The following is a 15432-nucleotide window of genomic DNA, read 5'->3' on the forward strand; positions in this document are numbered from 1 at the left end:
CGAGGACGTGACGGACGCCCCCGAACCGAGCGCTGGCGATTCGATCGAACCGACCGAAAACGACGACTCTGCCGAAAGCGATGACTCGGCTGAACCGACCGCGTTCGAGACGACTCGACGCGACGGAGTCGTTCGCCTCCGCCGCGCCGGCGTCGAATGGCTCTCGAGCGGGGCCGACGGCGGGCGGTGGGAGACCGACGCCGCGTACAACCTCTCGATACCGGACGGCTGGCCGCGGACGGACCTCGAGACCTACGTCGACGACCGACTCGAGCGCGCCGGGTTCGACGAGCGCGGCCCCGCGTTGCTGACCGGCGTCGACATCGCCGACGCCCGCGGTGCTCGTTGTGGGCCGGTCACGGCTATCGTCACCGCCGGCCTCTCGAATCCCGCCGTACTGCCGATGAACCCCCAGGGCGGCGCGCTACCGGACGGCGACCTCGAGAGCGCGACCGACCCCGGTGACCCGGTCGGGACCGTCAACGTCCTCGTCGGGACGACCCGATCCCTCTCAGCGGGAGCGCTCGCGAATCTCCTGACGGTCGCCGCGGAGGCCAAGACTGCGACGCTGCTCGAGATGACCGGGTTTCCTGGAACGACTAGCGACGCGATTATCGTCGGACACGACCCTGCGGGCGAGCGGTCCGAGTTCTCGGGGACCGCGACGGTGGTCGGGGCGGCGACGCGAGCGTGCGTCCGGGACGCGCTCCTCGAGGCTCTCCGTGCACACTACGACGGAAGCGAGATCAGTGCTCCGCCCTCGCTCGAGGCGGCTAAATACGGACTCTCGACGGACGTCGCCGCAGATGTCTTCGACCTCGATTGAACGCGAACGCCATTCTGGTCGCCAGCTGTCCGACTTCGCCGGTCACTGGAGTCACAGCGAGTTTCCCCCGCCCTCGTCGACCGGATCCTGTGACCGCTCGTCGAGGCTCTCGAGATCGCGTTCGGGGTTCGCCTCGTTTCTATCGCCTGCCTGTCCCGTTATCTCGCCGTAGATCGCCTCTCGAGCTTCTTCGGCTGATTCGAACTCCTCACCAGCGAGTCGATCGAAGACGCTTCCGAGCGATTCCGTCTCGTTCGGAAGCGCCATCCGATCGTCGCCGTACTCCGACGCGATCTCCTCGCTGGTGACCGGATACTCGAGTTCGCCCAGGTGCTCCTCGACGTTCTCGAGGATCGATTCGGTGGTGTCCGCGCGATCGGCTTTTCGGTCGCCGATACGATCCTGTGCGCGATCCGCGTCGGGTTCGTCGGCCATGTGCGGGCGTACCCGAAGCGCGCTGAAAAGCGGTTGGCCGGCGAGCGCGTGTGCCGGCCTGTCGGAACGAAATCGCAGGTGGCCAGTCTCACTCCGAACCGAACTCTCTCGAGACGTTTGTCGACATCCGGATCGCTCTATAGACCACATATACACCGTTTTTGGCCCCCGTGGTGTCCGTTCGACTGGCGTGTTCGGCCAGTGCCACAGATCGTAGTCAATCGCCTCGGAACCTCACTGTTCGGTGTCGTATTGGTGAGACCGGCACCGATTCGGGCGACTCGTGAACATCGTTCGCGGCCACACGCCTGCGGAGACAATCACACATGGGCCGATCCCGGCGAGTCCCCACGCCGCAACCGAAGTGGCTTCGCGCCACCGGCCCGATTCGGACTCGATACGGCCATCTCGAGTCCCCTCATTTTCACTCACGCTTGATCCGATGTCGACGGGTGTCAGACGAGTCTTCTCAGCACATGACAACTGATTTTCCTTCGATATCGAACCCAGCGAAACCCACCTTGCCTTCGGCGATGACCCTTACCACCCCCCATGGCTACTGCACCATACCCCGCGGGAAGCCACCATCACACCAACTACCTACCGCTGTTCCGCGGGGTATTCTCACTGGTTCACAACTCGATCTCGAGTGAAACATATGTCCGTCCGGACGGCGTACGACGCCTATGAACAGTCGAACGGACGTCCTCGTTATCGGCGGCGGCGCGACCGGCGTCGGGATCGCCAGAGACCTCGCGCTTCGGGACGTAGACGTGACGCTAGTCGAACGCGACGGCCTGGCCGCGGGCGCGTCGGGCCGGTCTCACGGCCTCTTACATAGCGGCGCCCGATACGCCGAATCCGACGAAGCGGGCGCTCGAGAGTGCCTTCGGGAGAACCGTATCCTTCGGTCGATCGGTGGCGACTGTGTTCGCCACACCCGCGGTCTGTTCGTCCAGTTGGCCGGTGACGATCCGGACTATTTCGAGGCGAAGCGCGCCGCCTGTGCGGAGATCGGCATTCCGACGGAGATCGTCGACGCGAACGAGATCCGGGCGGAACTGCCGGCGCTCAACCACGAGGTCGAACGGGCGATGTGGGTCCCCGACGGCGTCGTCGTTCCCTCTCGGTTGGTCGCTGCGAACGCAGCAGACGCCCGCGATCACGGCGCGGAAATTCTGCCCCACGCGCCGGTCACGTCGATGACGCTCGAGGAGGGCGACGGCGAACCCAGCACGCGGAGAATATCGCAGGTTTCGATCGGCGGCGAGCCAGAACGCACCATTGAACCCAAAATCGTTGTCAACGCTGCCGGCGCGTACGCCGAACGGATCGGCGAACTGGCAGGCGTCTCGATTCCGATGCGCCCGACCAGAGGCGTCATGGTCTCGGTCGAGTACGACTCGTTCGAACCGGTGCTCAACCGCTGTCGCGATCCGGACGACGGCGACATCATCGTTCCCCACGACGAGGAGGTTGTCCTCGGGACGACGAGCGTTCCCGTCGACGATCCCGACGAGTACGAACGGGCCGACTGGGAGGTCGAACGCACGGTCGCCGAGTGCTCGAAACTGGTCCCGGACGTCAGCGAGCGGGAGATCACGCGAACCTGGTGGGGTGTCAGACCGCTGTACGAACCGGACGAAGCCGCCCGCGGCGGCCGCGGGATCTCGAGGGGGTTCGTCCGACTGGATCACGCCGACGACGGCGTCGACAACTTCCTCAGTATCGTCGGCGGCAAGCTCACGACGTATCGGCAGATGGCCGAGGCGACCACCGATCTGGTCTGTGCGAAACTCGAGGTGGACGCCGAATGTCTTACAGCCGATGTCTCGCTTCCGAACGCGGACGATCCGGCGCAGTTAGACGCCTACGTCCGGGAGTTCGACGCTGGCAGTCCGACGGACGCGGATCTCGTCGGTCGGTGACTGGATTCGTAAACGACCGCTGCAATCAGGTGTAACGTGTGCCAGTCAGCCATGTCGACGAACGGGTCGTCTACTTATCTCGTCACTTGTACTGGCGAATCCACTGCTGTAGTGGCTGCCATTGGTTCTCCCCCGATAGTCGTACAGCGGCAATAGTGAGTAGAGTAACAGAATGACCGGACTGGTTGCCAATTTCGACAGTAGTTGTCGCAAAGGTCGTAGAAGATACAGCAAAGCAGTAGCTATAGTCTAGGAAGAATACGGGGACAAATGGGAGACTAATCGGAATGGTTGTAAATAGAACCAAATACTATTTTTGATGACGATCTTTTTACACATAATATTAGTGTGGCTGATATATTTATATGCGTCTTCAGAAAGAGCTAATGCGATTGATTACCATACGTTGAGCATAGTGGGATCTGCAATGAAAGAACCATGTGATGATGGCGATCATGATCCGGTTTGGGACCCCGAGTCGGGAACAACCGTGTGTACAAAATGTAAATTACCGAGCGAAGAAATAATCAACTCACTTGGGCACACCCTCTATTAGGTACTAACATTCATTGACCTCCTCCCGTGCCTAAAGTCGCGGGAATCCCACCATGGGATTTCGTTCGTCCTCCTCGTGACGTTGGATGTACTTCTCGACAGTCTCGCTTGAGACGTAGCCTGCTGTTCCCGCGTAGTAGCCGCGCGCCCACTTGATTTTCTCGCCGTCGTGGTCGGCGTGTCGATGGTTATACTTCCGCGAACTGATGCCTTTGAACCAGTTGGCGAGAAGTGACGGGGCGTGCTTCGGGGGACTACTCACGAACAGGTGAACGTGGTAGGATTGGACGGTGAGGTCAACAATTTCCAACCCTTCTCGTCGGCGATTTCGTGCAGGATTCGACGCACACCGCCTTCGACCTCGTTAACCAGTACCGAGTTGCGATACTTCGGCAACCACACTATGTGGTAGTTGAGGTTGTAGGTTGCGTGTCGTGTGGTTTTCATCCGTCTACACACTATGATGAGAAACGATGTTAAAACTGCCGGATAGCGTGGGAAATCCGGCCGATTGTAGCAATATGTTCCGGACGCACTATGCCTACCGATCGACCCGCGCCTGAAGACGCGGGTATGCGCTCGCACTATGCATCAATGGTGATTCGATACACAGTCGGGTTTCCGGATGTTTCACGCCAGACACTGAGCACTCCCTTGCGAACGAGCTGTTGAAAGATTGGACTAATTCGTTGTGGAGATGCGTTGGTAGCTTCTGTTATATGCTTGACTTTTATATGGTTGTTCCCCTTTCTATGGTGGTCACGGATCGCTGCCCGAACTTCTGACTCGAGTTCGACTTCTTGCATACCTATATATTTAACAAACCCTCATTAAAATATTACCCATTGTTCATGTGGTAATCCGGTAGGGAATGTGTTTACGAGAAAAACGATTGCTCTTCGAGATCGGAGAAAGTCAGATTTTCAGCGATTGTTTCAATTTTCGTGTCAGCTTGAGCTTTTGCATCGGATGATCGTGATCTCGAGCGAGAGGTTAGATCTCAACTCATCACCCTAGAGACGACATTAATCTAGAATAGAAGGACTAGAGATAGCGCCAATAACGACATAGTGATCGAGATAAGATCACTTAGCTCGAAATATGGGGTACTTTGAAGGTCCCACAATCGAATGCGTCTCGTATGTCCGAATCCGTCGAGACTACTCGGAAATCTGTGAAGACCTACCTTCCCGAGTACCAGAAAGACGAGTGGAAATCCCACGCCGAAGCGCTCGGAATGAGCCAGAGCGAGTTCGTCAGGACGATGGTCCAGGCCGGACGAAACGGGTTCGAACCGGCGAACGAGGAACCCGATTCTGGGAACGCAGACCCTAGGGGTAACGACCTCGAAAGCAGGGTCCTCGAGTTGCTGTCCGCTGACACGTATTCGTGGGAGGAACTCCTCGAGGCGGTCAGCGACGACATCGAAGCGAGACTCGAGGAGACGCTCAGCGAACTCCAGAACGAGAATCGAATTCGATACAGCGGTCGGCACGGTGGATACACCGTCATCGAGGAGACGGATGGCGACTAACGTCGATGCGGCCGAGGAGGTTTCCGACCCCATCGAGTACTTCCTCGAGGACCAGCGCTACCACGGAAAAAGCGAGCGGACGCTCGCGGCGTACGACCGTGTTCTCCACGAGTTCGAGTCCTACGTCCGTTCAGAGTTCGAGGCCGTCGAATCGCCGGACGACGCAGACCGACGCGAATGTATGGCCTGGATCCACTCCCTTCGCGGTGCTCGAAAACCCAGTACGATCGCGACCTACGCCTCGTATCTCAACCGCTTTTACGACTACATGAACAGGGTCGGGGAGTTCGACGAGAACCCGATGGCGCTGGTGATGGAGGAGATGTCCGAATCCATCGATACGAACCCCACGCGCCGTGATATCTCCGTCTCCGAGATGCGGTCGTTCGTCGACTCGATCGGCCACCCGCTCGAGCGCGCGGTGATCGTCACGCTGCTCAAAACCGGGATGCGAGTCGGCGAGCTTTGCAATCTCGACCTTCGCGATCTGCACATCGACGTTTCGCGACTCGAGTACGATCGACAGCCGCGCGTAGAACTCGAGCGGCGAGCGGACTCGCTTTTCGTCTCCGCGAGGCCCGCTCGCGGGGCCACCGTCAACGGCGAAGAGCGCACGGCCTCGAACAAGCGCGAACGTGATACGATCGTTCCCGTCGATGCGGAGCTTCAACGGGCGCTCGAGCGGTGGCTCGCGATTCGGCCGGACAGTCGATCGCCGGCGGAGCCGCTCTTTCTCGACACCGGCGAGTCGTGGGGACAGCGGCTCACACCCGCGGATATTCGCTATATCGTCGAGAAACACGCTCGAGAACGCGGCTGGTACCGGACGGGCGGCGGCGCGACCGAAAACGTGACGCCGCACTACTTTAGACACTTCTTTACGACACATCTCAGGGATCGAACCGGCGACCGCGGCGTCGTGAAGTACCTCCGCGGAGACGTCGCGAGCGACGTGATCGACACGTACACCCACAATTGGGGCGATCAGGTCCGAACCGTCTACGAATCCAATATTTACACCTTATTCGTGTAGCGAGAGGGTGAAACGCCCTCTGTGGGATATATTTACTATGTTCGTACTAAATAGTGTCCGTCTGTGCCGAGACAGGTAAACTGAATAACGCTATATCATATTTGGTGGGGCCAGTGAAATTCCGTACCACTAGAAACTCGGTTAGATACATCGTCGGGCAACGCGTGGGTGTCTCTCCGATTTGCTTGCTGAGCCGGACTGCTGCAGTCGCTTCCGACGAAACTGAATTCGTCCAGCGACGAGGGCGGACGGCCGTTCTGGCGACCGCTGAAACGGGTACTTCCGTTCTATCCGCAAATCAACCGGATATGGTCTGGGATGACGATCAGAGTGAATATATCCTCCGTCGCTATATCAAGCCCGAGAATTCGGTTCGGGGGAGTTACCAGTTCCCGTCCGGATCGCCCTCGAGTTCACTGCGTCGCCGTCAGGACGTCGTCGACGTTGAAAATATCCTCGGTGAGTCCGCTCCCGTCGCAGTCGTCGTTCGGACACTCGTAGTGCCACCCGTCGCGCGTCGCCTCGCCCTCCGCGAAGCGCTCGCCACAGACGTGACAGCAGAGTTGTGATTTCCTACACGAGTCCCGGTGCAACTCGAGGGCAAGTTCAGTCTGGAACGACTGATTGCAGTTACGACAGGTGTGCATAATTCGTCAGACGACAGCATCCGTAAAAACTGCTTGGGTTCTCGGATCCGCGTCTGTCCGCGTCTCGAGGGGTCTATGCGGTATAGTCGGCAGCGGAGCGCACTCGAAAAGCGAGCGAGTGAGAGACGGGAATCGATTTGGAAGACGGTGCGAATCGGGTCGCTCGAGCCGGCCGATTACTCGTCGCGACCGAGGATGCCGCGTTCGGTCATCTTCGCGGGATCGAGCACTTCGTCGGCTTCGTCCTCGGTCAGGTAGTCCTTTTCGAGGGCGACCTCGCGAACGGTCTTGTCCTCTTTGAGCGCTGCTTTCGCCACTTCGCTGGCCTTGTCGTAGCCGATGTGGACGTTCAGCGAGGTCGCAAGCGCCATCGACTGGAGAACCGCGGACTCACAGTGCTCGCGGTTCGCCTCGAGTTCGTCGACGAATCGCTCGGCGAAGGTCGAACTCGCGTTCGAGACGAGTTCCGCCGACTCGAGGAAGTTGTGCGCGAGGACGGGTTTGTAGAGGTTGAGGTCGATCTGTCCCTCCGCGGCGGCCGAGGAAACCGCGGCGTCGTTGCCGATGACCTGTTTGTGGACCTGATTGACCGCCTCTGCGACGACCGGGTTGATCTTACCCGGCATGATCGACGAGCCCGGTTGGTTCTCCGGCTGTTCGATCTCGCCGAGGCCGTTGCGAGGCCCGGACGCGAGCAGTCGGAGGTCGTTCGCGATCTTGTTCAGCGAGCCGGCGACGACCCGGAGCGCGCCGTGGGCCTCGGACATCGCGTCGTGGGCCGCCTGCGCCTCGAAGTGGTCATCGGCCTCGCGGAACTGCACGCCCGTCTCCTTGGTGATGTACTCCGCGGCGCGGCCGGGGAACTCCTCGTGGGTGTTCAGCCCGGTTCCGGTCGCGGTGCCGCCCAGTGCGAGTTCCGAGAGGTGATCGCGGACCGAATCGACGCGGTCGAGACCCTTCTCGACCTGGGTCCGGTAGCCGCCGAACTCCTGACCGAGCGTGACCGGCGTCGCGTCCTGCAGGTGGGTTCGCCCGGTCTTGACGACGTCGTCGAACTCGTCTTCCTTTCGCTCGAGAGCCTCGCGAAGCGTATCGAGGGCGGGGATGACGTCCTTTTCGACCGCCTCGAGGGCGGCGACGTGCATCGCCGTCGGGATCACGTCGTTGCTCGATTGGCCGTAGTTGACGTGATCGTTGGGGTGGACGACGCGGTCGCCGACCTCCGCGCCCATGATCTCGGCGGCGCGGTTCGCGATGACCTCGTTGGCGTTCATGTTCGAGGAGGTTCCGGAGCCGGTCTGGAAGACGTCGACCGGGAACTGGTCGTCGTGTTCGCCGGCGATGACCTCGTCGGCCGCGTCGATGATTGCCGCGGCGATCTCGTCGTCGACCAGGTCGAGGTCCCGGTTGGCCTGTGCGGCAGCTTTCTTGACGACGCCGAGCGCCCGGACGAAGCGGCGGCCGAACGAAATCCCCGAGATCGGGAAGTTCTGAATCGCCCGCTGGGTCTGAGCGCCCCAGTAGGCGTCTTTCGGAACCTGCATTTGGCCGAGACTGTCCTCCTCGATGCGGAACTCGTCATCGTCTGCCATACGCGGAGTGTGGCGGTGAGTCAGGTAAAAGCCACCGAAAGTTCGACGCGGCCGGCGGGAGAGGGACGACGAGAAAGGGGCGTCACGGCCGACGAGAAGGGGACGACGCGGTCGGAAAGAAGTGCGACGTGGTCCGCGAGAATCGATTTCGACGCAGCCGACGGAAAATCGTGAACTCGAGTGTGCGAGTCGAATCGATCAGGTGAAATCGACGGTGAGCCCGAGGTCGTCGTCTCGAGCGCGTTCACGCAACGACCGCTGGAGCCGATTTCGACTCGTTTTGTGTACGTCTCGTGCGTCTTCGAGTTCCAGATCGTAGATCGTCGGCGGGGCCAGCGAGAACGAACTCGAGCTGGCCGTATCGACGATGACCGAGGCGAGTCCGAGCCGCCGCTGGAAAATCGACCGGCGCGTCGAGATCGTCTGGACGCGATAGTACGGGATGACGGTGGTTCGGCGGCGCCAGAACCCACGGCGGATCACGAGGTGGTCTTCGCCGACGTAGTACTGGATGTTGACGTACCGCAGGTGTGCCGCGGGCGGAACGGCGACGAAGACGATCGCAGCGAGGTACCACTGCTCGAGGGGGGTCACGAGCGTCACGGCGAAGATGGCGGCGACGAAGACCCCGGCGATGATCGAGTAGCGCGCGACGTATCGGCGTCGGGCGAGCGCCGGTGGGCTGTGAAACTGGGGCGTTTCGGACCCGGTCAGTCGCTCGGTGAACTCGTAGACGCGGTCTCGCTGGGCCAGCGGGACGGCCGACTGGCTGCCGGTGCCGCTTTCTGGGCCGTAGCCTGCGGTCTCGATCCACATTCCCGCGTAGTCGATCAGGCGCTGAAGGGGATTGTCCGTGACCGTGACCGACTGGATCTTCTCCGAGGGAATCGAGCCGCTGTACCGCTGGAGCAAGCCCCGTTCGTAGACGAAATCGCGCCCAGCGCGGCTGAGGGTGAAGCCATAGTACGCGCCGAAGGTGTAGGCGACGCTGACCAGGTACGTGATGATCACACCGTAGGCGAACGACACGAGCGTCAGAACGCCGTAGTTCCCGATGCTCGCGGTCTCGAGGTCCGCGGGACCGCCGATGGGCTGGGAAACCGTCAACAGGTGATTGATGACGGGATCGATCGCGATGAAGACGAAAAACAAGAGCGCCGCGCCAAGCGCCGGCCGAAACGAGGTAAACGAGTACAACAACAGCTCTCGGGCCTCGAGTTCGAACAGCGACCGAGTTCGATCGTCGTGTCGGGTTCGGCTGGCGGACTGCGTTCCGACACTGTGATTTCTCGCGTTGGATTCGCTCGAGACCGAATCGGTCCCGGCGACAGTTTCGTCTGCGGACGCGGGGGTCTCAGTACCCGTTCGTTCGGTCGCCGTGGCACTCGCGTCGCCCTGAAGATCAGTCTCTCGAGCGTCGTCGTGATCCGTGCCAGCCTCAGATCGAGATCCCGTCGCTCGAGCGGTCCGGCGGCGGATCTCGCGCTGGAGTCTGTCGGCTTCTGCCTCGGAGACGAAATTCAGTCTCGCCTCGGTTTGGCCACCGCCTGCGGTCTCGATGGAGACGACGGCCAGACCGAGCAGTCGATGAAGGACGCTGATTCGAACGTCGACGTTCTGGATTCTCCGGTAGGGGATTTCGCGTGACCGCCGCGAGAAGACGCCGGACGCGACATCGAACGTCGTGTCGGTTACCTCGTACTCGTAGCGCAAGTAGTAGGCGACGCCGTAGATGCCGCCGAGCACGAAGCCGATCGGGGCCGCCGCGATCGTCCACGAGGCCGATCCGAACTCGAGGAGCGTCGTCCCCAACGTGACGAGCGACGTGGCGACGAAGAGCCCGGCGAGCGCGCGCTGGAGCCCGTGGGTGACCGCCGCGAGGTGATGGAGTCGATTCATACTGCGTCGTCCGTGTCACTTTCGATAGCGAGCTCTCGGAGGGTATCCTGCAGGCGTCGCGCGCGGTCGGGAGTGAGTCCGGGGACGCGGACATCAGCGTTTCGCGTTCCGGCGGTGTAGACCACCACGCTCGAGAGCCCCAAGGCGCGTTCGATCGGGCCGAACTGGGTGTCGACGTGCTGAACCCTGACGAACGGGACCGCGGTTTCGACGACGGTGATCACGCCGCGCTCGAGATAGAGGGCATCGTCCTGAAGTTCGAACTGCCAGCGCTGGTAGAGCCGGACGGCGTAGGCGACCGCCAGCACCCCGGCGAGCCCGATCACGCCGGCTATCGCGGCGACCGGAACGTCGATCGCGGAGATCACTCGATCGACGCCGACCAGCGCCGCGCCGAGAACGGCGACGACGATGGCCCCCTGGGCGATCCAGAGCAACCGAATACGCGAGTGAAGAGATTCCATATCAGTACGGTATTAGTTCGTGACGATAAAAGTAGGGTACCTTCTCGCAGGAGCGAACGTACCGTTTACTGGTTGGTTTTTGGCGTTCGAACGCGTCGCCGGTACGCCCGTCAGTTCGTTATTCGCTCTCGTCGTACTCGTCCGGGGTGTACGTCGACAACTCGAGTGCGTGGATGTCGGTCGTCATGTGGCCGTCGAGGGCGTCGTAGACCTGCTGGTGCTGCTGGACCAGCGGGAGTCCGTCGAAGGCGGGCGAGACGACCGTCGCCGCGAGGTGGTCGTCGTCGTGTTTCCCGCGAGCGCGCGTGACCGTCGCCTCCGCGTCCTCGAGTTCCGATTCGATGATGTCCGCGACGTCAGTTGGATTCATATCGTATCGTTTCGCGTCTCGAGCCAAAAGGGCCGCGGTCCGACGGGCGCGAGTGGATCCCGCGTGTTTATGGCGATCGGAGTCCCGGTCTCGGGTATGTCGCTCGCGAGCGAGACGCGTCGGGCCGCAGAGAACTACCCGTTTCTGATCACCGCACTCCGTGCGGGCGTCGTCAACTACACTGCCGCTGCGCGCTTTCTCGACATCGACGGCGAGACGGACGCCGTCGCGACCGCCCTCCGACGATACGCCGAGGAACTACCCGAGTACGAGTCGTCTGCCGGAGACGTTCGCGTCACGATGACGAGCGGGATCGGGCCCCTCGAGGACCCGGCCGACGCCGAAGCCGATGGCGGCGATCGCACGCTCGCGGTCGGCGGATCGGCGTTCGGTCCCGGCGGCGAGGGGTACACGGCGATCGTCGCGAGCGGGGAGATCGACGCGTCGTCGCTTTCGAGCGGGCTGGCGGCCCTCGAACTCGCGGGAATCGACGTTGCCGGAGCCGGGTTCGATGGCGAGGAGCTGCTCGTCGTCATCGAGCGCCTGGACGGGGCGAACGCCGTTCGGGTCATCGAGCGGGTACTCGAGAGCAGATCGAACGAGTGAGTTCGAAACTACCGGCGTCGCAAACCCACTACGGTCGCAAGCCCACCGCCGTCGAACCGCAATCGAATCGGCGGTACGGCATCACACGGTTTAACTTCCGTCCACGGATACGGTGGGGTAATGACCCTGCACGTGACGAACACGTTGACGGGCGATCTCGAGCCGTTCGAGCCGCAGGATCCCGAGAACGTTCTGCTTTACTACTGCGGCCTGACGGTTTCGGATCCGCCCCACCTCGGGCATGCGCGCTCGTGGGTTCACGTGGACGTGATGCATCGCTGGCTCGAGCACCTCGGCTACGACGTTCGTCACGTCGAGAACTTCACCGACGTCAACGAGAAGATCGTCGCGCGCGTGGGCGAGGACGACCTCGGCGACAGCGAATCGGCCGTCGCCCGGACGTACATCGACCGGACGATTTCGGACATGCGCTCGCTCAATCTCCTGCGAGCGGAAGTCTACCCCCGGGTTTCCGAACACGTCCCGGAGATCGTCGATCTGGTCGAGACGCTGGTCGAGAAGGACTACGCCTACGAGTCGAACGGGTCGGTCTACTTCGACGTGACGCGCTTCGAGGACTACGGCAAACTCTCGAATCAAGACCTGGATGAGATCGAGTCGCAGGGCGAACCGGACGAGCGCAGCGAGAAGCGCCATCCGGCCGATTTCGCCCTCTGGAAGGCGGGCGGCGTCGATCCGGACGCGGTCGAGGAACACCGCCACGAGGGCGTTTCCGGCGACCCGCCGGCGGGGCTGACCTGGGACTCACCGTGGGGCGAGGGCCGTCCCGGCTGGCACATCGAGTGCTCGGCGATGAGCATGACTCACCTGGGCGAAACACTCGACATCCACGTCGGCGGCCGCGACCTCGTTTTCCCCCACCACGAGAACGAGATCGCTCAGTCCGAGGCGGCGACCGACGCTCAGTTCGCCAACTACTGGCTCCACTGTGAGTTGTTCCAGATGGACGACGAGAAGATGTCCTCGAGTCTCGGCAACTTCGTCACGGTCAGCGAGGCGGTCGATGCCTGGGGGACGAACGCGCTGCGGACCTTCCTCACCGCCGGCTCGTACAACAGCAAACAGCTCTACTCCGACGAGACGATTTCCGAAGCCAGAGAGCGCTGGGATCGCCTCGAGCGAGCCTACGACGCCGCCGTCGACGCTGTCGACTCGCCGGACGCGGCGACCAAGGTAGCGGACACGTCGTTGCGAACCGCCGTCGACGACGCTCGAGACGCCTTCGAAGCCGCGATGAACGACGACTTCAACACCCGCGAGGCACAATCTGCGCTGCTGGAAGTCGCGACGGCGATCAACCGCCATCTGGATGCAGCAGCTGCTGACGAACACGACGACGGCTACGATTACGTCGGGCTTCGCCGCGCCGTCGAAACGCTCGAAGAGTACGGCGAAATCCTCGGGCTCGCGTTCGACGGCCAGACGACCGGGTCTGCGGCGCTCGCTGGCGACGTCGTCGAGCTCGTCCTCGACGTTCGCGAACAGGAACGCGAGCGAGGAAACTACGAACGTGCAGACGAATTACGGGACGAGCTCGAGGCGCTCGGCGTCGAGGTGCAAGACACCGACGACGGCGCGAGTTACCGACTCGAAACCGACGAATAACCCAGATTGTGAGTCTGCGGGACGCTGGTAACGACGGGATACAGCGCGCCGGATTCGGGAGGGCACACGATACTTTTACTGCCACTGCAAGTGCCTCGAGCGTATGAACCGCCGCGCGTTCATCGCGACAGTCGGCGTCGGTGGCGCGGGACTCACCGCGGGGTGTATCGGTGACTTTCTCGAGGATTTGACGACCTACGAGGCGGCCCCCGCCACCGTTTCGGACGCCGCGCTCGAGTCGACCGACTACGAACACGACGAGACTGACCGGTGGACCGACGAGGAATCGTTCGCGACCGAGACGGTGGAGGTGACGAGTTACGCGAACGAGTACAGCCGAACGATCGATCTCTCGGTCCTCGGAATGGGAGAGATCAGGGCCGGTGTGTTCGGCGCGATTTCGACGCCGAAAGTCGAGGTGGTCGGCGAGAGCTACAACCCGGTCGGGGAGATGGACCACGACGAACTCCTCGCGGATCTACAGGATCGATACGGGGAGCTTTCGGTAGCGAGCGACGCGGAAGTCGCTACCCGGGAACTCGAGGCCGTCTCACAGACGGTCTCGATAGCGACCTTCGAGGGCGAAGCGACGCTCGAGGACGACGAGAACGTCGACGTGTTCGTCGACGTTAGCCAGCCCGATCACCGCGACGACCATCTGATTTTTGCAGGCGTCTATCCGCAGGATATCCCGGACGAAGCCGACCGCATCGACACGTTGATCGAGGGCGTCGAACACGAGAGCGAGAGTGACTAACTGCAGAATAAGGGAGGCCCTCGAGCGGGACTTACAGTCCGAGTGCGGTCAAAATCGGAATCCCGCTTACGAGAGCGCCAACGAGATAGCCGCCGATCGCGCCGCCGTTGAGAAGGGGTAAGCCGGCGTGTGCTCGCCCTTTCGTCACCATGTACATCAGTACGAGAAGACCCGCAGTAGTGCCGAGTATCGCTCCGAGCGCCGGGACGTTCAACGCGATCCCCGGCACGTCGATCGCTCCCCCCTCGAGGAAGAACGCGGCGCTCGCGACCAGAATCGTCGGAATGACGGCATCGCCAAGGCCGATGAAGAGGGCGTCACGTCCGCTTTCTTGGCCGTCGTCCGAACTGGCCGCGTCACTCGAGGTATCCGCACCGGTCTGGCTGTCGGCGGCACTCGAGCCGTGGCCCGATCCGTCCGTCGTGCTCGAGTCGTCCTCGAGAACGCCGTCGGTGCTGCCCTCGGCGAGGTAGGAGTAGGGGAGACTCGTCGGGATGATGAAGATCACGGGGATGTTGAGCTCCATCACGCCGTCGGCGAGGTCGAGCATGTGTTCGGTTTTGTAGACGCTGATCGCGTCGTATATGGCCAGTACAGCGAGAAACAGGATCGCCGGGAGCAACCCGAAGCTGATACCGAACAGTCCGCCAGCGCCGGCGGCCATCACTACCCCGGCGATGTCGATGACGTACCACTCCGGATAGACCAAGAGCGCGCCGGCGACGCCGGCGGCGGCGGTGAGCGCGAGCGCGTTCACTGATCCGACGGAAACCGCCGGAGGGATCACCTCGGTGAAGACGTAATACGCGAGCATCCCGCTCACGGCGATTATCAGCCCGCGAATCAGGCGTTCGGCGTCGTACTTGAACGCCGCCAGCATGATTCCCGTGGCGACGAGGATAACAGCGAAATAGATTGCGCTGTTGGTCGGATCCGTGGGATCGTCGACGGCCTGTCGGTCGGCGTCGTAAAACGGCTCTACTAGTGCCAGTGCACCGAACTGAACGGTGAGAAACAGCAGGACCGTCATTCCGACGGCGAGGACCATTCGTGCCCGTTGGTTCATATCCGGCCGTTCGAACCCCTCCGGTATCTGTGTTTTCCTCTCTCGGAACCGTTCGACGGGTCGTCCCTCGAGGCCGGTGTTTTAGATCGGGACA

Annotated in this window: 14 protein-coding genes and 1 pseudogene; 7 read left to right on the top strand and 8 right to left on the bottom strand. The window is 61.8% G+C overall.

Annotated features, from left to right (window positions below):
* Positions 1-43 precede the first annotated feature (43 nt).
* A complete protein-coding gene (locus tag EL22_RS07520) occupies positions 44-826 on the top strand; it encodes an adenosylcobinamide amidohydrolase (RefSeq protein WP_050051254.1) in 783 nt (260 codons plus the stop codon).
* A 51-nt stretch (positions 827-877) separates the two neighbouring features.
* Here EL22_RS07520 and EL22_RS07525 read toward each other — a convergent pair whose 3' ends face one another.
* On the bottom strand, positions 878-1261 hold the full coding sequence (locus EL22_RS07525; protein ID WP_050050923.1) for a hypothetical protein: 384 nt from the start codon (positions 1259-1261) through the stop codon (positions 878-880).
* A gap of 686 nt (positions 1262-1947) precedes the next feature.
* On the opposite strand from EL22_RS07525, the gene EL22_RS07530 reads away from it, so the two are divergent.
* Positions 1948-3189: an FAD-dependent oxidoreductase gene (locus EL22_RS07530; protein ID WP_050050924.1), complete on the top strand. Its 1242-nt coding sequence runs from the start codon at positions 1948-1950 to the stop codon at positions 3187-3189.
* Between the two features lie 586 nt (positions 3190-3775).
* On the opposite strand, the pseudogene tnpA reads toward EL22_RS07530, so the two are convergent.
* A pseudogene (tnpA, locus tag EL22_RS07535) lies at positions 3776-4191 on the bottom strand (IS200/IS605 family transposase).
* Positions 4192-4885: 694 nt separating this feature from the next.
* Here tnpA and EL22_RS07540 point away from each other — a divergent pair.
* Both EL22_RS07540 and EL22_RS07545 read left to right on the top strand, forming a co-directional pair.
* Complete coding sequence (locus EL22_RS07540) at positions 4886-5278, top strand: DUF5805 domain-containing protein (protein ID WP_050050925.1); 393 nt, start codon at positions 4886-4888, stop codon at positions 5276-5278.
* Positions 5268-6311 (top strand): tyrosine-type recombinase/integrase, encoded by a 1044-nt coding sequence (locus EL22_RS07545; protein ID WP_050050926.1) that lies wholly within the window; start codon positions 5268-5270, stop codon positions 6309-6311. The genes EL22_RS07540 and EL22_RS07545 overlap by 11 nt, the downstream gene beginning before the upstream one ends.
* Before the next feature lie 413 nt (positions 6312-6724).
* Here EL22_RS07545 and EL22_RS07550 read toward each other — a convergent pair whose 3' ends face one another.
* The 5 genes from EL22_RS07550 to EL22_RS07570 all read right to left on the bottom strand — a co-directional run bounded on the left by EL22_RS07550 (position 6725) and on the right by EL22_RS07570 (position 11283).
* A complete protein-coding gene (locus EL22_RS07550) occupies positions 6725-6958 on the bottom strand; it encodes an HVO_2901 family zinc finger protein (RefSeq protein WP_050050927.1) in 234 nt (77 codons plus the stop codon).
* Positions 6959-7134: 176 nt separating this feature from the next.
* The gene (locus EL22_RS07555) at positions 7135-8550 is read right to left on the bottom strand and encodes an aspartate ammonia-lyase (RefSeq protein ID WP_050050928.1); all 1416 of its coding nucleotides are present in this window, start codon (positions 8548-8550) and stop codon (positions 7135-7137) included.
* A gap of 198 nt (positions 8551-8748) precedes the next feature.
* Positions 8749-10449 carry a PH domain-containing protein gene (locus EL22_RS07560; protein ID WP_050050929.1) on the bottom strand — a complete coding sequence of 567 codons (1701 nt, stop codon included), beginning with the start codon at positions 10447-10449 and terminating at the stop codon, positions 8749-8751.
* The gene (locus EL22_RS07565) at positions 10446-10913 is read right to left on the bottom strand and encodes a PH domain-containing protein (protein ID WP_050050930.1); all 468 of its coding nucleotides are present in this window, start codon (positions 10911-10913) and stop codon (positions 10446-10448) included. The genes EL22_RS07560 and EL22_RS07565 overlap by 4 nt, the downstream gene beginning before the upstream one ends.
* A 118-nt stretch (positions 10914-11031) precedes the next feature.
* Positions 11032-11283, bottom strand: a complete 252-nt coding sequence (locus EL22_RS07570) for a BolA family protein (protein ID WP_050050931.1) — start codon at positions 11281-11283, stop codon at positions 11032-11034.
* Positions 11284-11379: 96 nt separating this feature from the next.
* Here EL22_RS07570 and EL22_RS07575 point away from each other — a divergent pair, with 96 nt between their 5' ends.
* From EL22_RS07575 to EL22_RS07585, 3 genes are all read left to right on the top strand, one after another.
* The gene (locus EL22_RS07575; RefSeq protein WP_156184074.1) at positions 11380-11889 is read left to right on the top strand and encodes a hypothetical protein; all 510 of its coding nucleotides are present in this window, start codon (positions 11380-11382) and stop codon (positions 11887-11889) included.
* 120 nt (positions 11890-12009) lie between these two features.
* Complete coding sequence (cysS, locus tag EL22_RS07580) at positions 12010-13515, top strand: cysteine--tRNA ligase (RefSeq protein ID WP_050050933.1); 1506 nt, start codon at positions 12010-12012, stop codon at positions 13513-13515.
* Between the two features lie 103 nt (positions 13516-13618).
* Entirely contained in the window at positions 13619-14272 is a 654-nt protein-coding gene (locus EL22_RS07585) for a DUF6517 family protein (protein WP_050050934.1), read from the top strand.
* A 31-nt stretch (positions 14273-14303) separates the two neighbouring features.
* Here EL22_RS07585 and EL22_RS07590 read toward each other — a convergent pair whose 3' ends face one another.
* Positions 14304-15338, bottom strand: a complete 1035-nt coding sequence (locus EL22_RS07590) for a presenilin family intramembrane aspartyl protease PSH (protein WP_050050935.1) — start codon at positions 15336-15338, stop codon at positions 14304-14306.
* Positions 15339-15432: the final 94 nt, after the last annotated feature.

Origin of the sequence: Halostagnicola sp. A56, assembly GCF_000691505.1 — an archaeon.
In the GTDB taxonomy this organism is placed as follows: domain Archaea; phylum Halobacteriota; class Halobacteria; order Halobacteriales; family Natrialbaceae; genus Halostagnicola.

Excerpts from the sequence above, each read along its gene's own strand:
- EL22_RS07525 (WP_050050923.1), bottom strand. The coding sequence starts at position 1,261 with ATGGCCGACGAACCCGACGCGGATCGCGCACAGGATCGTATCGGCGAC.
- EL22_RS07530 (WP_050050924.1), top strand. The coding sequence starts at position 1,948 with ATGAACAGTCGAACGGACGTCCTCGTTATCGGCGGCGGCGCGACCGGC.
- EL22_RS07540 (WP_050050925.1), top strand. The coding sequence starts at position 4,886 with ATGTCCGAATCCGTCGAGACTACTCGGAAATCTGTGAAGACCTACCTT.
- EL22_RS07545 (WP_050050926.1), top strand. The coding sequence starts at position 5,268 with ATGGCGACTAACGTCGATGCGGCCGAGGAGGTTTCCGACCCCATCGAG.
- EL22_RS07550 (WP_050050927.1), bottom strand. The coding sequence starts at position 6,958 with ATGCACACCTGTCGTAACTGCAATCAGTCGTTCCAGACTGAACTTGCC.
- EL22_RS07555 (WP_050050928.1), bottom strand. The coding sequence starts at position 8,550 with ATGGCAGACGATGACGAGTTCCGCATCGAGGAGGACAGTCTCGGCCAA.
- EL22_RS07560 (WP_050050929.1), bottom strand. The coding sequence starts at position 10,449 with ATGAATCGACTCCATCACCTCGCGGCGGTCACCCACGGGCTCCAGCGC.
- EL22_RS07565 (WP_050050930.1), bottom strand. The coding sequence starts at position 10,913 with ATGGAATCTCTTCACTCGCGTATTCGGTTGCTCTGGATCGCCCAGGGG.
- EL22_RS07570 (WP_050050931.1), bottom strand. The coding sequence starts at position 11,283 with ATGAATCCAACTGACGTCGCGGACATCATCGAATCGGAACTCGAGGAC.
- EL22_RS07575 (WP_156184074.1), top strand. The coding sequence starts at position 11,380 with ATGTCGCTCGCGAGCGAGACGCGTCGGGCCGCAGAGAACTACCCGTTT.
- cysS (WP_050050933.1), top strand. The coding sequence starts at position 12,010 with ATGACCCTGCACGTGACGAACACGTTGACGGGCGATCTCGAGCCGTTC.
- EL22_RS07585 (WP_050050934.1), top strand. The coding sequence starts at position 13,619 with ATGAACCGCCGCGCGTTCATCGCGACAGTCGGCGTCGGTGGCGCGGGA.
- EL22_RS07590 (WP_050050935.1), bottom strand. The coding sequence starts at position 15,338 with ATGAACCAACGGGCACGAATGGTCCTCGCCGTCGGAATGACGGTCCTG.